Source organism: Halanaerobium hydrogeniformans (genome assembly GCF_000166415.1).
Taxonomy (GTDB): Bacteria; Bacillota; Halanaerobiia; order Halanaerobiales; family Halanaerobiaceae; genus Halanaerobium; species Halanaerobium hydrogeniformans.
Genome location: NC_014654.1, coordinates 334,496 through 348,716, shown reverse-complemented (window position 1 = coordinate 348,716; position 14,221 = coordinate 334,496). Strand labels below are relative to the sequence as shown.

General features: G+C 33.6%; 16 protein-coding genes and 2 pseudogenes. 5 read left to right on the top strand and 13 right to left on the bottom strand.

Going from position 1 to position 14,221, the window contains the following annotated elements:
• Window positions 1–13: 13 nt before the first annotated feature.
• The 3 genes and pseudogenes from HALSA_RS01490 to HALSA_RS01480 all read right to left on the bottom strand — a co-directional run bounded on the left by HALSA_RS01490 (window position 14) and on the right by HALSA_RS01480 (window position 2,578).
• A complete protein-coding gene (locus tag HALSA_RS01490; RefSeq protein WP_013404874.1) occupies window positions 14–1,258 on the bottom strand; it encodes an ABC transporter permease in 1,245 nt (414 codons plus the stop codon).
• A pseudogene (locus HALSA_RS01485) lies at window positions 1,259–1,971 on the bottom strand (ABC transporter ATP-binding protein).
• 13 nt (window positions 1,972–1,984) lie between these two features.
• Window positions 1,985–2,578 (bottom strand): TetR/AcrR family transcriptional regulator, encoded by a 594-nt coding sequence (locus HALSA_RS01480; protein WP_238524766.1) that lies wholly within the window; start codon window positions 2,576–2,578, stop codon window positions 1,985–1,987.
• 274 nt (window positions 2,579–2,852) lie between these two features.
• On the opposite strand from HALSA_RS01480, the gene HALSA_RS01475 reads away from it, so the two are divergent.
• From HALSA_RS01475 to HALSA_RS01465, 3 genes are all read left to right on the top strand, one after another.
• Entirely contained in the window at window positions 2,853–3,206 is a 354-nt protein-coding gene (locus tag HALSA_RS01475; protein WP_160143042.1) for a hypothetical protein, read from the top strand.
• 102 nt (window positions 3,207–3,308) lie between these two features.
• Window positions 3,309–3,887, top strand: coding sequence for a TetR/AcrR family transcriptional regulator (locus HALSA_RS01470; protein WP_013404870.1), 579 nt, complete (start codon window positions 3,309–3,311; stop codon window positions 3,885–3,887).
• 71 nt (window positions 3,888–3,958) lie between these two features.
• Window positions 3,959–5,386 carry an MATE family efflux transporter gene (locus HALSA_RS01465; RefSeq protein WP_013404869.1) on the top strand — a complete coding sequence of 476 codons (1,428 nt, stop codon included), beginning with the start codon at window positions 3,959–3,961 and terminating at the stop codon, window positions 5,384–5,386.
• Window positions 5,387–5,552: 166 nt separating this feature from the next.
• Here the strand turns inward: HALSA_RS01465 and HALSA_RS01460 are convergent, their stop codons facing one another.
• Genes HALSA_RS01460 through HALSA_RS01440 form a run of 5 tightly spaced genes read right to left on the bottom strand, consistent with a single transcriptional unit; the run spans window position 5,553 to window position 8,353 of the window.
• A complete protein-coding gene (locus HALSA_RS01460) occupies window positions 5,553–5,855 on the bottom strand; it encodes an MTH1187 family thiamine-binding protein (RefSeq protein WP_013404868.1) in 303 nt (100 codons plus the stop codon).
• A gap of 59 nt (window positions 5,856–5,914) precedes the next feature.
• The gene (locus tag HALSA_RS01455; RefSeq protein WP_013404867.1) at window positions 5,915–6,271 is read right to left on the bottom strand and encodes a putative signal transducing protein; all 357 of its coding nucleotides are present in this window, start codon (window positions 6,269–6,271) and stop codon (window positions 5,915–5,917) included.
• Window positions 6,272–6,299: 28 nt separating this feature from the next.
• Complete coding sequence (locus HALSA_RS01450) at window positions 6,300–6,698, bottom strand: molybdenum cofactor biosynthesis protein MoaE (RefSeq protein WP_013404866.1); 399 nt, start codon at window positions 6,696–6,698, stop codon at window positions 6,300–6,302.
• A gap of 33 nt (window positions 6,699–6,731) precedes the next feature.
• On the bottom strand, window positions 6,732–7,868 hold the full coding sequence (locus HALSA_RS01445; protein WP_013404865.1) for a cation:proton antiporter: 1,137 nt from the start codon (window positions 7,866–7,868) through the stop codon (window positions 6,732–6,734).
• Between the two features lie 2 nt (window positions 7,869–7,870).
• Window positions 7,871–8,353, bottom strand: coding sequence for a cation:proton antiporter regulatory subunit (locus HALSA_RS01440; protein ID WP_013404864.1), 483 nt, complete (start codon window positions 8,351–8,353; stop codon window positions 7,871–7,873).
• A 266-nt stretch (window positions 8,354–8,619) separates the two neighbouring features.
• Here HALSA_RS01440 and HALSA_RS01430 point away from each other — a divergent pair.
• Window positions 8,620–9,887: pseudogene (locus tag HALSA_RS01430) on the top strand (IS3-like element ISHahy4 family transposase).
• A 98-nt stretch (window positions 9,888–9,985) separates the two neighbouring features.
• A complete protein-coding gene (locus tag HALSA_RS01425; RefSeq protein ID WP_013404863.1) occupies window positions 9,986–10,546 on the top strand; it encodes an HD domain-containing protein in 561 nt (186 codons plus the stop codon).
• 29 nt (window positions 10,547–10,575) lie between these two features.
• Here the strand turns inward: HALSA_RS01425 and HALSA_RS01420 are convergent, their stop codons facing one another.
• The 5 genes from HALSA_RS01420 to HALSA_RS01405 form a co-directional block, all read right to left on the bottom strand.
• A complete protein-coding gene (locus HALSA_RS01420) occupies window positions 10,576–10,761 on the bottom strand; it encodes a hypothetical protein (RefSeq protein WP_013404862.1) in 186 nt (61 codons plus the stop codon).
• A 10-nt stretch (window positions 10,762–10,771) separates the two neighbouring features.
• Window positions 10,772–10,918 (bottom strand): hypothetical protein, encoded by a 147-nt coding sequence (locus HALSA_RS12765; RefSeq protein ID WP_013404861.1) that lies wholly within the window; start codon window positions 10,916–10,918, stop codon window positions 10,772–10,774.
• Window positions 10,919–11,381: 463 nt separating this feature from the next.
• On the bottom strand, window positions 11,382–12,194 hold the full coding sequence (locus HALSA_RS01415) for a metal ABC transporter permease (RefSeq protein ID WP_238524765.1): 813 nt from the start codon (window positions 12,192–12,194) through the stop codon (window positions 11,382–11,384).
• 4 nt (window positions 12,195–12,198) lie between these two features.
• Window positions 12,199–12,945: a metal ABC transporter ATP-binding protein gene (locus tag HALSA_RS01410; RefSeq protein ID WP_013404859.1), complete on the bottom strand. Its 747-nt coding sequence runs from the start codon at window positions 12,943–12,945 to the stop codon at window positions 12,199–12,201.
• Between the two features lie 139 nt (window positions 12,946–13,084).
• Entirely contained in the window at window positions 13,085–14,149 is a 1,065-nt protein-coding gene (locus tag HALSA_RS01405) for a metal ABC transporter substrate-binding protein (protein ID WP_013404858.1), read from the bottom strand.
• Between the last annotated feature and the right edge of the window lie 72 nt (window positions 14,150–14,221).

Genomic DNA, 14,221 nt, shown 5'->3' with positions numbered 1-14,221 from the left:
TCCAGAACTTATGTTATTTATGATGAATGGCATCTGCTGGATCTTTGCGTGCTGCCCAATATGAAGGTATAATACTGGCAATCACGGTTATTATAATTACAAAGATAAATATAAAAATAAAAGAAGATAAACTCCAGCTTCCATAAAGTCTTCCAGTTAAAGGTAAACCAAGGGCTTCAGCATCCCATAAACCTTCTAGAGCGATACCATATTGAACAAAAATAGCATTTAATATCCCGCCAACAAGACAGCCTAACAGTGCACCTATTACTCCGATTCCACCTGCTTCAATAATAAATATTTTTACAATCTCTTTTTCTTTTAATCCCATCGCTTTCATCATTCCGATTTCCCCTACCCTTTCTAAGGCAGATAATACAATGGCATTTATTATACCGATGGCTCCTACCAATAAAATGAGTGCTAAAATAAAATATGTTTCTAAATAGCCCCAGGCCTCAATCGCTACAAGCATCTCAGAAGCATCTCTATAGGAACGAACTTCAAAGTCTGTATCAGCAAAACTGGCTGCTAATAGATCAGTTTTATCTAAAGCCAGATCACGATTATCCATTCTCAGCATCAACTGGGTCACACTATTTTCTTCAACTGCCAGTCTTTCTACTGCCTGATCCCTGGCGATCAGAACTGTTCTTTGATTAACTTCTGGATGAGGAGTTGAAATTATACCTCTTATCTCACCCTCTATTGTACTAAAGTAATTATCTTTATCTCTAAATCTAAGGGTATAATAATCTCCAATATCTAAGTTAAAAAACTCTGCTAAATCTTTACCTATCACAACTCCTGAATCCCCAGTAGATATAAATTCTCCTTTTTCTAAATGTTCATGATGACGAAATACATCTTTAAAACTTTCTTCATCTATTACCCTAACCAGGACTGGAAAATCATATCTGCCTGAAATAAATGTTGCTGAAAAGTCTATCACAGAAGTTAATGCTCTAAAGCCTTCAACCTCTCTTAATTCATCAAGCATTGATCGTTCAGGAATAAAAGCCTGTTCTAAAGGTGGTTCTTCATCCTCATCTATTTCTGCAAAAAACTCTTTCTGAGCTATCTCAATATGGGGTGTTTCAAAGTCAATGACATTTCCAAATGATAAATCCATCATTCCTATCATAAGGGAGTCTAAAAGCAGAAAAGATATAACTGCAGTTGCTAAAATGACTGCCATAATAAAAGTTCTTTTTTTTCTGCGCTTAAGATTCTTTAAGGCCAGCTTAATCAAAAACATTTATCTGCTCCCTTCTTCATGTTCACCTGCTGTCATCTGATCTTTAGTGATCTTACCATCTTTTATTTCTACCAATCTTTTGGCATATTCCATAACCTGAGGATCATGAGTAGAAAAATAAAGGTAGTATTTAATTCTTTATTCATTTTTTTCATTATCTCAAGCACCTCTTCACTGGTTTCAGAATCCAGGTTGGCAGTTGGCTCATCTGCTAGAACCAATTTTGGTTCTTTGATTAAAGCTCTGGCGATCGCTACCCTCTGTTTTTGTCCACCTGATAATTCATTTGGCTTTCTATAAGCCATATCTGCCAGGCCAACCTCATCTAAAATATGCATTACTTTTTCGCGGCGCTCTTTTTTCGTATGTTTATCGATCAATCGTATCGCAAATTCTACATTTTCAAAAGCAGTTAAAACCGGAATAAGGTTATAGCTTTGAAAGATAAACCCTAGATTATAGCGTCTTATATCAGCTAACTCGTTTCTATTTAGCTGATTAATGGAATTACCGGCAAAGATAATCTCTCCCGAAGTAGACTTATCCAGACAGCCGATCATATTAAGCAGGGTTGTTTTTCCTGAACCAGAAGGACCAAAAATAGTTGTAAACTCTCCAGACTCTATTTCCATATCTATTCCCCTTAAAGCCGGGACGGCAATTTTACCCTGCTGATATATTTTTTCTAATTCGATTAATTTAACCAGAGCCATTTTTAAACACCCCTTAACACTTTTTTGCTATTCCATTTTTCATAATATAGATCATTTTATCTACATATTCAAGAATTTGTTCTAGTTCTTCTACTACCCTGTCATTATTTTCTGGTTCATACTGTTTAAAATAATAGTCAATTATACTTATTGAAAAATCTGTCAGCATATATGCGGTCATTTCGATATCAATTTCCGGGTCTAATTCTCCCCTTACAGCAGCCTTTTTAAGTATATTTAAAAAGAACTGATTGCTCTTAGGTCTGCTTTCATCATAAACTTCTTTTTTTAAACTCTCATTATCACCTGTTAATAATCTATCTCCGATTTTAGAAAGTAAGGGGTACTGTTTTTTAAATTTAATTCCACCAATAAATAATTCTCTTAAATAATCAAAAAAACTCTGCTTTTCAAAATCTACCAGCTGCTCATTTAAAAATTCTATTTTTTCATCAGTAGCTTTTTTGATAATATATTTATAAAGATCTTTTTTGTTATCAAAATATTGATAAAAACTTCCCTTGGATATATCTGCATTTTCAATAATTCTATTTGTGCTGCTTTTTAAATATGGATAAGCAGAAAACTCTTCCATTCCGGCCTGCAAAATTCTCTCCCTCTTTTTTGAAGGCAGATTAAAAAAAGTTTGTTTTGGCACCTCTATCACCTCTATTTATATTTTATGACTATTAGGTCATATGACTTTGTAGTCACATTATATTATATTTATTTAAGGCTGTCAAGAGTTATTGAGTAATTTTTCTGAAAATTATATCTGGAGCTTTTACTTGAGATATATAATAAGAGTTAAATTTGCTCTCAATTGCAAGTTACAGTTAAATATAATATACTGTTTTTATAGTGAAAGAAAGGATGATAATTTGAAGAAATTATATATTTCTTTACTGGGTATAGTTACATTGATTATTGGTATTTTTACTCCTTTAGTTACTGCTCCGATGATCGGACAAATTACATATTTCAGAGATGCTTTAGGTGGAGCTTTCTTTATTTTTATGCTGGCTCTTATTTCCCTATTTTTAACTATAAAAAAATATTACAAACATCTAGTGATCACCGCTTTAAGTGCTTTAGCTTTCAACACCTATACTTTTGTCCAGCTCAGAGAAAATGCTGGTGAAAATGTGGACCTGCTTGTTTATGAATACGGCTGGATCTTTTTAATATTAGGTTCTCTACTTCTTTTAATAGCAGCTCTAAGAAATAATTTCTAATAAAATATTTCTTCATACCTTATTGACAGAAGAAATTTCTTATGATATTATATGAATGAATAAATAAATATTCATTCATATTCTTCTGGAGGTGTTATTCTTATGCAAACAACGAAACAGGAAATTTTTAATGCAGCAAGAGAGTTATTTATTGAAAAAGGATTTAAAAAAACCAATATATCAGAAATTACAGCTGAAGTTGGGATTGCAGTTGGAAGCTTTTACAACTTTTACTCTTCAAAAGAAGAAGTATTCATGGATGTTTTTGTCAAAGAAGATCAGGCACTGAAAAAACGTATTAAAAATTCTATCAATTTTGACGGAGATATCTCTACTGTAGTTAAAGAGCTTATTAAAAAGCTGCATGAAGGAATGAAAAACAACCCAATATTAGTTGAGTGGTATAAAAAAGAAGATTTTAAAACTATCACTAAAAAAGTGGGAGAGCCTTATGTAGATGAGGTCAATGAGGGAGATGCATTTTATTCTTTCTTTTTAGAAATAGTAGGAAAATGGCAATCTGAAGGAAAGTTAGATCAGCATTGGGATAAAGAGTATATTCTGGCCTTATTCAACTCTGTCGCATTTATTGATCTTCACAAAGATGAAATTGGAGAGGAATATTTTCCAGAACTCCTTGAAGATCTCATAAAATTCATTGTCAGGGGTCTTGAACCATAAGGCCTTTTTTTAAAAACTTATATGAATGAATAAAATAATATTCATTCACTAAAATGTAAGGAGGAAAAAAGTTGAAAAAAAATAAATTCGAAGAAATAAAAACTAATTATGATCCTGTAAGAGAAAGCTTTCTGACTGAACCTTTAGCTAAATTAATTACAAAAAATCTTCTACCTTCTATGGCTGCGATGGTAATGATGGGTCTCTATGGAATTGTGGACGGTATTTTAATTGGCAGACGTTTGGGGCCAGGACCTATGGCCTCAGTGAACCTGTTATTTCCTGTTTTGGCACTTGCCATCGGTTTGGCTACAATGGTAGGTGTTGGTGGAAATGCAAAAATTGCAGTTCTTCTGGGAAAAGGAAAGATTTCTAAAGCAAGAGGTGTGTTCAGTGTTGTGCTCATTTTAGGTATTGTTATTGGATTATTTACAAGTCTTAGCATTCACTTGGGATTTGATAGAATTCTCAATTTTCTTGGCACTAACGCTGAGCTGGGAGCCTATGCAGGAGAATATTTAAAAGGCTTTTATTTATTTTTTGCACCGATTATTCTACTTTTCATTCTGGAACGCTCCGTTAGAACTGATGGTCGTCCAAAGCTTGCAACCGGAGTAATGATTTTCACATCTTTGCTTAATATAGGATTGGACTATTTATTTTTGTTCCCATTAAACCTGGGACTTGGTGGAGCTGCAATTGCAACAGGAATTTCCCAATCACTTGGGGCATCTATTTTTTTAGCATATTTTATTCGTAAGACCTTGAAAAATCATCAGGGTCTGAAAATAGGATCTCCCAAGGGATGTTGGTCTGAAATAGTAGGAATTTCTGCCAACGGATCTTCTGAATTGTTTAGTGCTTTGGCTGTTGGAGTTACAACTCTATTATATAATCGTCAAATTATTGAATATGCTGGCACATCAGGGCTGGCAGCATTTGTTATAATCCAGTATTTTCTAGCTCTTGCATCCCAGATTCTTATGGGAATGGCAACTGGTGTTCAACCTATTTTAAGTTATAACCATGGTGGAGGTTGCCATGAAAGAGTAAGGGGAACATTGAAAAGAGTTATGGGTACAGGTTTCATAATTTCTTTGTTCTTCTTTCTGCTTATTCGTTTTCAGACTGAGAACTTGCTTGGAATCTTTATCCCACATGATCCAGAAACATTAGCTTTAGCTATTCAAGTAGCAGGTTATATAAGCTGGTCATTTCTGTTTATGTCTATAGGAATTCTTGGCTCTGCCTATTTCACAGCCCTGGAACAGGCATTAAAATCCTTAACGATAGCACTTTTAAGAGGGCTAATATTGATTATAATTGGTTTAACTGTATTTCCGATATTTTGGGGAGCGACCGGCATTTGGTTAACTACATTATTCGCAGAAGGAGTTACCGGAATTATGGTATTCGTTTTTCTTTTTAAAAGTGCAAATCCTGTTCTTTTAAAAGCTTATAGCAATCGGGATCAAATTTACTCAAAGCGATTAGTTTAAGAATAAAGCATTCAAAGGTATTTGAAACTTTTCAAATAGCCTTTTCATGGATGGAATGGATAAGCAGCTCTAAAAAATAAAGCTTCCTGAAGCCAGCTTTAAAAAGTTCGCTGTACTTCAGGAAGCTTTTAATATAATTATTTAAAATTTAGCCAGACTTAATACTTCACTTGAGTTTGCTTTCTACTGAATCTAATTTTTGTTTCATGCTGCCTTTTTTATCTCTGCGGTCATCAATTTTAAGACTGGTGGTAACCCTTAAGGCTCCATTTTCAAAAGGTACCTCATGCATCTTTTGGGTTATGGCAAAAATGTCTTCCAAATCACCTTCAAGTACTGTCCCCATCGGTGTCAACTGGTATTCTACCTTATCCTGTTCTTTTAAGATTTGATGACAGTCGGCAACATATTTACTCAAACTGGTCTCCTTTGTTCCTAAAGGTACTACTGTTAGTTCTGCTATAGGCATTATTCACGACCTCCTTATTAAATTGAGCCAAAAACATTAATCAGCTTCAACAATAATAATTAAATGAATAAGAAAAAAAAACTGATCAGCAAAAACAAAATTATTATTATTTTTGCTGCGTTTTTTAGATAATAAGATACTTCTTTATCCTGATCTGAGTTTTCTGCTTCTTCCCTCAGCATCTGATCATCAACGAATTCCAGTTCAGAAACTAATTTTTTAGCTTCTTTATAATCCTCTACTGAAGTATAGAGTTCCACATTAAAAGCAGAGAAGCCCATATAAATATTGGCGTAAGCACCAACCTCATGATGTTTTTCTATTACCGCTATTTCGTTATCCTCCAGTAGCGCTTTAATCATCTCTGCTTCCTGTGCACCTGTGGTTATGAGATGCCTCAATTTAAGTTTACTCATTTTAGATGCTCCTCATCTTTGAAAGCAGTTATTTTTTCTGCTCGATTTCCTTCACACATTCATTTTTGATTTTGCCCACCAAAAACTGCAGGCCAGCGATAACATTAGGTCTAATATCTCCTCCAATTAAAACATACATTATATCATCCCCAACTTCAAGCTGCCCCTTGTTTAACCAGGTCTTTACATAAAAAATGCCATCCATTTTGTAGGTTTCTGCGATAGCCTCTTCTACCTTGAGGGGATCATAATCAAATTCCATCCCCATTACTTCTGAACCATCATCTATTCCTTGGCGGACTTTGGCTCTTGGGGTTTTGCGCACAACACCATTATGGACTAAAAACATTCCTACTTCTGAAGCATCAGGATCTGCTTTTGCTTCTTTAAGCAACTGATCTATTGAGGGAGATTCTTTTTTTACCATAATTAACAGCTCCTTTATGAAATAATCGTTCTGTTAAGTTATATAATTTGTCCAGCTTGATGCTTTAGCAAAAAAGAGCATTCCAATAAAAGCTGTTAAAACAATATAAATACCACTAAAACTTCTCAACTCTGCCGCAGCCAGAGCAGCAATAACAACAGAAAATTCGCCTCTCTGTACTAAAGAAAAGCCTCCTCTCATTGCAGCTTTTTTGCTTAACCCAAAGGCTTTACCTCCGATGATACCAACAATTATTTTACCCACTATCGCCCAGACAAGCAAAAAGACTAAAAGTGGAATTGATAAAATTCCTGCACCAAGTTCTATTCCTGCTCCAAACCAAACAAAAAAGAAGGGTAAAGTTATATTTCTGACCGGCAGAATAACCTTATCAAACTTTTCCGGATGTTCAAGTTCTGAAAGCATAACTCCAGCTAAAAAAGCACCTAAAAGTTCTGAAAGACCAAGTAACAAAGCCAAACCTGAAAATATCAAAGCCATTGAAGCACCAAATAAAAGTACAAATTGTTCATTTAGCCTATGATCAAATTGATCAGCAAAACGAGCAAAAAGAAATTTTGCTAAAATTAATGAAAATGCAATTAAAGCAATTACTCTTGCAAATACTCCTACTCCTGTAATAAGGGTAAAATCACCCTGAACATACAAGACAGTAATCAAAGTTACTGCAATTGGAGCTACTATATCTTCGAAAATCAAAAGGGCTATCATGTAATCAGATTCAGGATTAGCAAAACGTTTTTTATCTTCAAGCATTTTTAGGGTTATAGAAGAACTGCTGGCATATGTTACTCCACCAAGTAGAAATGCAGCCGGCCAGCTTAAAGAAAAAAAGTAGGCTACAAGCATTGGGATAATAAGGTTTATTGCAAAATCAAGCACTCCCCCAAACCATATCTTTTTTGCTATTTTAATCATTTTAGATAAAGGATATTCTAAGCCCAGCAAAAAGAAAAGTAAAACTATACCGGTTTCTGCTATTCCCAACAGTGCTCCTTCTCTAATGATTACAGGACTTAATATTAAGCCCACAAGAATAAAAACAGGGACGGTTGTTATCTTGAGTTTTAAGCAGGCTAAAAGTACAAAAGCAAATATTAAAGTTTTAATTCCTAAATCAAGCAAGATCGGATAGTCTAAGACTAACATCCTTATTCTCCTTCACATATTTTTTCGAACTCTTTGATATCTTCTTCAGTTCCAGTGACCATTAATTTATCATTGGGACGAAGCTTTTCAGTTATATTTGGACTTCCATGAACCTTATCACCTCTTTTAATTCCAATAATAGTCACTCCAGTTTCACTTCTGATTTCTGAATCTATTATACTCTTATTAGCAAATTTAGAGTTAGGAGAAAGATCTATCCATTCAACAACAATATTATCACTTATGTTAGAATCAATACTACTTTTATCAGCCTCATAGTCTACTCCTAATAGTAGAGCACCTAAAATTCTAGCTTCCTCATCATTTATAGTTAAAGCTAATTCTGGTTCATCACCTTTAGCCTTATTAAAATAAAATTCTCTTTTTCCAGAACGATAAAAAATCAAAACTAACTGTGAACCGTTCTTAGTACTTATTGTATATTTATGACCAACTCGAGGTATTTCACTATGCCGGATATTCATTATAAAACCTCCTGTTTGTAGATTTTAAAATCAAATTAAATTTGCTAAAATAGCATCAAATCCTGCTATCTGATATAATTAAAGTAATCAAACAATAATATATCATAATAGAGTTTAACATTATGAAAATTATACCACAATCTAAACAAAATGATAAGACAACTTTCACAAATAATCGGGAAATATCAAAAAACTATATAGCCCCCTAACAGAATTGGAGAAAAAGTTTGAAAGTGATATACTCTAATTACAAGGGGGAAACACCAATGGCAAACAGAAAATATTCCGATGAAACTAAAGAACAAATTGTAAAAGAATGTCGCGAAATAGGTAACACGGCTCTTGTAGCAAGACGACATAATATTTCTAAGCATACTGTTTACAGCTGGGTCAAAAAAGCTAAAGAAACAGGATCAGTTAGATCTCTTCCTAAAGATGAAAAAAGCAAATGAAAGAGATAGAAAATAGATTAAGTAAAATGAGCGATGAAAATGATAAGCTCAAAAAAATTGTAGCAGAAAAAGAATTAGAATTAGCGATTTTAAGGGAGTTGAGAGGTAAAGTAAACCCCCGATAGCCCTCAAAGTTCAGATTGCATCAAAGTGGATAAATAAAGGGTACAAAATCTCTATTGTTTTAGACTTTGTTGGGCTTAATTCTTCCACTTACTACAGTAATATAAATAGAAAAACTGAGAGTGAAAGTACTAATAGCAGCAATTCCAATAATCCTCAAGGAAGACCTGTCCCTGGGGTATTCTCTAACTGAATCAGGTGAAAAAATATCTGATGAACAGATTAAAGAATGGCTCTTAGAACTGGTTGCAGGAGATGGCTTCCCTTATGGTTACAGGAAACTTACAGTCTGTTTAAAAGAAGACTATAACTTGAAAATAAATAAGAAAAAAGTATACAGGTTATGCAAAGAACTGGATATATTAAGATCGCAAAGAAAAATCAAAAAATTTAGACCTAAAAAGATTGCAAAACAGGAAGAAATTACAGAACCAAATCAACTCTGGCAGATGGATTTAAAATACGGCTACATAAATGGAACAGATCAGTTCTTTTTCCAGATGTCAGTAATTGATGTCTTTGATAAGACTGTTATAGATTATCACCTGGGACTAAGCTGTAAAGCTAAAGATACCTGCAGGGTATTAAAGGCTGCTTTAAATAAAAGAAAGCTGTATAAAGGCATGAATTTGCCTAAAATTAGAACAGATAATGGACCACAATTTGTCTCTAAATTATTTGGAGACACCTGTGAAAACTGGGGGTAGAGCATCAGAGAATTCCAGTTAGAACACCTAATATGAATGCTCATATAGAATCATTTCATTCGGTTTTAGAAAAAAGATTGTTATTCAATTAATGAATTCAGTAGTTTTATTGACGCCTATAAAAAAGTCAGTGAGTATATGAATTATTATAACAACAGATACCGTCATGGCAGTCTTAATGATATGCCTCCAGCAAAATTTTATAAACTGGCTAAAGCAGAAAAAATAGTTGCTGAACCAGTACTCGCCTAAATCAAAAAATGAGAAACTAAGAATGAGCGAGCTTAACAAACATATTTTCCATATTTAGGGGGTTGAACCGAAAAGACATATAGGAGAGGATGATTGAAATGCTAAAAAATAAACTAGTTATAAAAGCTTTAGAATATTCAGCTTTAAATCATAAAGGTGATAATAGAAAAGGGAGTAAAATACCCTATATAGTTCATCCTTTTGAAGTTGCAATGATCTTAAAAGAAAATGCATTTACCGAAGAAGTTATAGCTGCCGGACTTCTCCATGATCTTTTAGAAGATACAGCAGTAAAAAAAGAAGATATCAAAGCAGAATTTGGTGAAGAAATTTTAAATCTTGTTATAGCTGCCTCCGAAAAACTGGCAGGTAGAGAAAACCGCTCCTGGAAAAAGCGAAAAGAACACACTGTAAATTACTTAAAGAATGAAGCCAATTTTAAAGTTAAGGCCATTGCCTGTGCAGATAAGTTAAGCAATAGCAGAAGTATGCTGAGAAATCTAGATTCAGAGGATATAGAATCTTTCTGGGTGAAATTTAATGCCGGAAAAGAAGATCAAAGGTGGTATTATCAGGCTTTAATTAATAGTTTAGAATCACTGGAAGGAATGGAAATGTACAGAGAATTTAAAATAACTGTAGCCCAGATATTTAGTTGAAAAAAGCCGGGAAATCCCGGCTCATCTCGTTAAGAATTGATTTGTTTGTCTGCTTTTTTCACTGCTGCTACAAAATTATCCCATTCTTCTTTTCTAAAAGCACAGCTTGCTGAAATATCTTCAGATGCTAAAAAAAGACCGATTTCATCTTCTGAAGCACTTACACCCATAGTTAATTTTTCGCCGATTTTGAGTTCATCTAAAATTTCTTCCATACTTAGCCCCCTATTTCATTAGTTTTTTGATCAATGATCTGCCAATAACTTTATTTTTGGCTCTTTTTGCAACCCGCTTGGGATCTCCACTACTCAAAGTCTCCACATCATTTGCCTTCCTGGCCAGCTTGTAAAGAAAAGATACCAATTTTGCCATCTTATTTCACCTCAGCAGTTAATTAAATTAAAATCTAATCAAGCTTAATATTATTATAACACAGCAGTCTGACAGCATTATGTCACAAACTAATGTTTTTTTATATTTTTGCTAAAAATTCTTCCGCTTTTTTTAGGTGCTCAGCTAATTTATCCTCATCCATCCTCTCCAGAAATAAATCAACTTAATAATTTTAACTGGCTTAAGACCTGATCTATTTCTGACTTAGATGTATATTTTCCTAACGAAAATCTAACTATATAAAAATTTCACCTCCCTCACTAAATAATTATTATTCGATAATGTTATTAAAATTGTATCAATATTTCAAAAATTATGATGTAAATTAATAACTGATATAAGAAAAAAACCTGCTTTTCAGCAGGTCTGATTGTAAATATATTAGATTTCACACTTTGTTAATTTGCAGGAGTATCAGCTGTTAATAAAGCTTTTAAATAATTTAATTTATATGAAATACTTTTTTTATAGAAATCACGACCAATAAAAGAAAAACACTAATTAAAATAATCGTTCCTCCTGAAGCAAGATCATAATAAAAAGATAATATTATACCAGAATTTACAGAAATCAAACTAAAAAAGATGCTGTAAAAAATAGTGTTTTTAAAGCTTTTACCCAAAAGCATCCCCGTTGCAACCGGGATTGTGATTAAAGATGCAATTAATAAAGTTCCCACTATCTGGATTGAAAGTGCTACAGTAAGTGAGGTAACAATCATAAAAATTATATTTAATGGTTTGGCCGGGACCCCTGCCAACCTGGCTTCATCTTCATTAAATGCTAGAAAGAAAAAACCGTAATAAAATTTAACAATAATTGCAATTATTATTATAGTTAAAAATAAGATAATATAAATATCTCTGCTTCCAACCAAAGAAATACTGCCAAATAAATAGCTCTGAATCCCAGCACTTCTTTGAGAAAGGTTAATTAAAATCGTTGCAACCCCTAAACCTGCAGCAAGAATTATTGCAAGTGATAATTCGGCATAATCAGAATAATCCCTACGCAATTTCTCTATTGCTAAAGCAGCGATAATCGAAACTACAATTGCTGAATAAATCGGTAAAAATCCTGCAAAAAGACCTATAGCTACCCCTGCCAGTGCCACATGTGAAAGAGCATGACCGATTAAAGAAAGTCTTCTCAAACTCAAAAAAACTCCCACAAGTGGAGCAACTATGCCGACAAGATTACCGGCAAGCAAAGCTCTTTTCATGAATCTATAATTTAAAAATTCCAGCAACAACACCTCCTTAATGACCATGTTCCGGAATAATTCTTATCGATGTATCTCTTAATCCTTCTATATAATTTTGATAACTAAAATCACTTGAATCATGAGAATATGCTTCACCATTATCAAAACAGATAACTTTGTTTGCCTGTTTACTGATTAAATTAACATCATGGGATACCATAATAACCGTTTTCTCCAGATTATCATTTATCTCACCAATAATCTGATAAAAATCATCCTGAGCCCTTATATCAACCCCAACTAAGGGTTCATCAAGTAAAATAAGATCCGGGTCATTAACCATCATCCTGGCGATAAAAACTCTCTGCTGTTGACCACCAGATAAGTTCCCGATCTTTCTATTTAAATAATTCTCCATATCTACAAGCTTTAAAGCTTTATTTATCTTCGTTTCTAATTCAGAATTCATTATTTTGATAAATCCCATTTTATTATAGAGATTGCTGGCAATTATCTCCCTAACCGTAGCTGGAAAACTCTGGTTAAAATCCCTAACCTGTTGGGATATATAACCTATCCTACTCCAATCACTATAATTTGTAATCGATTTTCCAAAGATTTTTATATCTCCCTGATCGGGCTTTAAATTACCGGTGATCATTTTGATTAAAGTGCTTTTCCCTGAACCGTTTGGCCCAACAAAAGCCGCAAAATCACTTTTGGCAAAAGATAATGTAATATCTTTTATGACCTCTTCCTGTTCATAGGAAAAACTAACATTATTTATTTCTAGAACCTTCATATGATTTCCCCCAAATTTTCTTTAGCTGCTATATTTAAATTTCGATAAACTTAACAACATTCCTTTAAAAAGCAGCTTTCTAATCAAAAAAATTGCCTGGCTTAAATTAAATCTGCAACAAGCCAGGCTCTATCTATAATTATTTTAATGCTTTTTTCAAGTTTTCAAGATTATCATACATTATTGTAAAGTAGTTTTCATTATTTTCAATGTCTTCTTCTCTTAAACCAGCAGCCGGATTTAAGGTTAATATCTCTAAACCAGCTTCTTCAGCAACTACATTCACTGCCCGAGGACTGGCAAGAACTTCTAAAAAGATATATTCCTGACCTGTTTCCCTGGAAAGATCAATTAACTCTCTAATGGTTTGTGATGATGGTTCTGAGTGAGGATCTAAACCTGTTACTGCTCTTTGTTTTAAACCATAATTTTCTGCAAGATAGCCAAAAGCAGCATGAGAAACAATAATAGTATCATTTTTTAAATCCTGAAGCCCCTCTTCATAAGCTTGATCCAGTGCTTTTAGTTCTTCGATAACTGCTTCTCCATTTGCCCTATATACTTCTTCACCCTCTGGATCTAGTTGAGAGAATTCTTCTACCATCAGTTCTGTTATCACAATCATATTATTAAAATCTAGCCAGATATGGTTATCATATTCTCCATGAGAATGATCATGGTGATGTCCATCTTCATGATGATCATGGTGTGCATCTTCTTCATGTTCATGGTGATCATGGTGTGCATCTTCTTCATGTTCATGGTGATCATGGTGTGCATCTTCTTCATGTTCATGGTGATCATGGTGTGCATCTTCTTCATGTTCATGGTGGTGATCATCATGATGGTGGTGTCCATCATATTCAATTAGATCTACATGTTCAGTTAGGTCGATGACTTTGATCCCTTCATCTCTTAAATTATCCGCTACATTTTCAGTCCATCCCTGCAGCTGCTGACCAATATAAATAAATAGATCAGTATTTTCAAGCTGAGCTAAAACTCTTGGTGAAGGTTCAAATCCATGGACCTCTACTCCATCTGGAGTAACCTGATTGATATTCAATCTTTCTCCACCAACTCTCTCAGCTATTTCGTAGATCGGATAAATACTCACATGTACATCTGCCCCTGCTGCCTGAACATTACTTAACGGCAGAATAAGCAGTGAAAAAAGAAAAAGAAAAAATAGAATTTTTTTCATATTATCGACTCCTTCTTTAAAATTTTAGTATAATTAGTATAAGATGTAAATATAAAAATAATTTTAATTAAT

Coding starts and splice junctions, on each gene's coding strand:
- HALSA_RS01490 (WP_013404874.1), bottom strand. CDS start 1,258: ATGTTTTTGATTAAGCTGGCCTTAAAGAATCTTAAGCGCAGAAAAAAA.
- HALSA_RS01470 (WP_013404870.1), top strand. CDS start 3,309: ATGCAAACAACGAAACAGGAAATTTTTAATGCAGCAAGAGAGTTATTT.
- HALSA_RS01460 (WP_013404868.1), bottom strand. CDS start 5,855: ATGCCTATAGCAGAACTAACAGTAGTACCTTTAGGAACAAAGGAGACC.
- HALSA_RS01455 (WP_013404867.1), bottom strand. CDS start 6,271: ATGAGTAAACTTAAATTGAGGCATCTCATAACCACAGGTGCACAGGAA.
- HALSA_RS01450 (WP_013404866.1), bottom strand. CDS start 6,698: ATGGTAAAAAAAGAATCTCCCTCAATAGATCAGTTGCTTAAAGAAGCA.
- HALSA_RS01445 (WP_013404865.1), bottom strand. CDS start 7,868: ATGTTAGTCTTAGACTATCCGATCTTGCTTGATTTAGGAATTAAAACT.
- HALSA_RS01440 (WP_013404864.1), bottom strand. CDS start 8,353: ATGAATATCCGGCATAGTGAAATACCTCGAGTTGGTCATAAATATACA.
- HALSA_RS01425 (WP_013404863.1), top strand. CDS start 9,986: ATGCTAAAAAATAAACTAGTTATAAAAGCTTTAGAATATTCAGCTTTA.
- HALSA_RS01420 (WP_013404862.1), bottom strand. CDS start 10,761: ATGGAAGAAATTTTAGATGAACTCAAAATCGGCGAAAAATTAACTATG.
- HALSA_RS12765 (WP_013404861.1), bottom strand. CDS start 10,918: ATGGCAAAATTGGTATCTTTTCTTTACAAGCTGGCCAGGAAGGCAAAT.
- HALSA_RS01410 (WP_013404859.1), bottom strand. CDS start 12,945: ATGAAGGTTCTAGAAATAAATAATGTTAGTTTTTCCTATGAACAGGAA.
- HALSA_RS01405 (WP_013404858.1), bottom strand. CDS start 14,149: ATGAAAAAAATTCTATTTTTTCTTTTTCTTTTTTCACTGCTTATTCTG.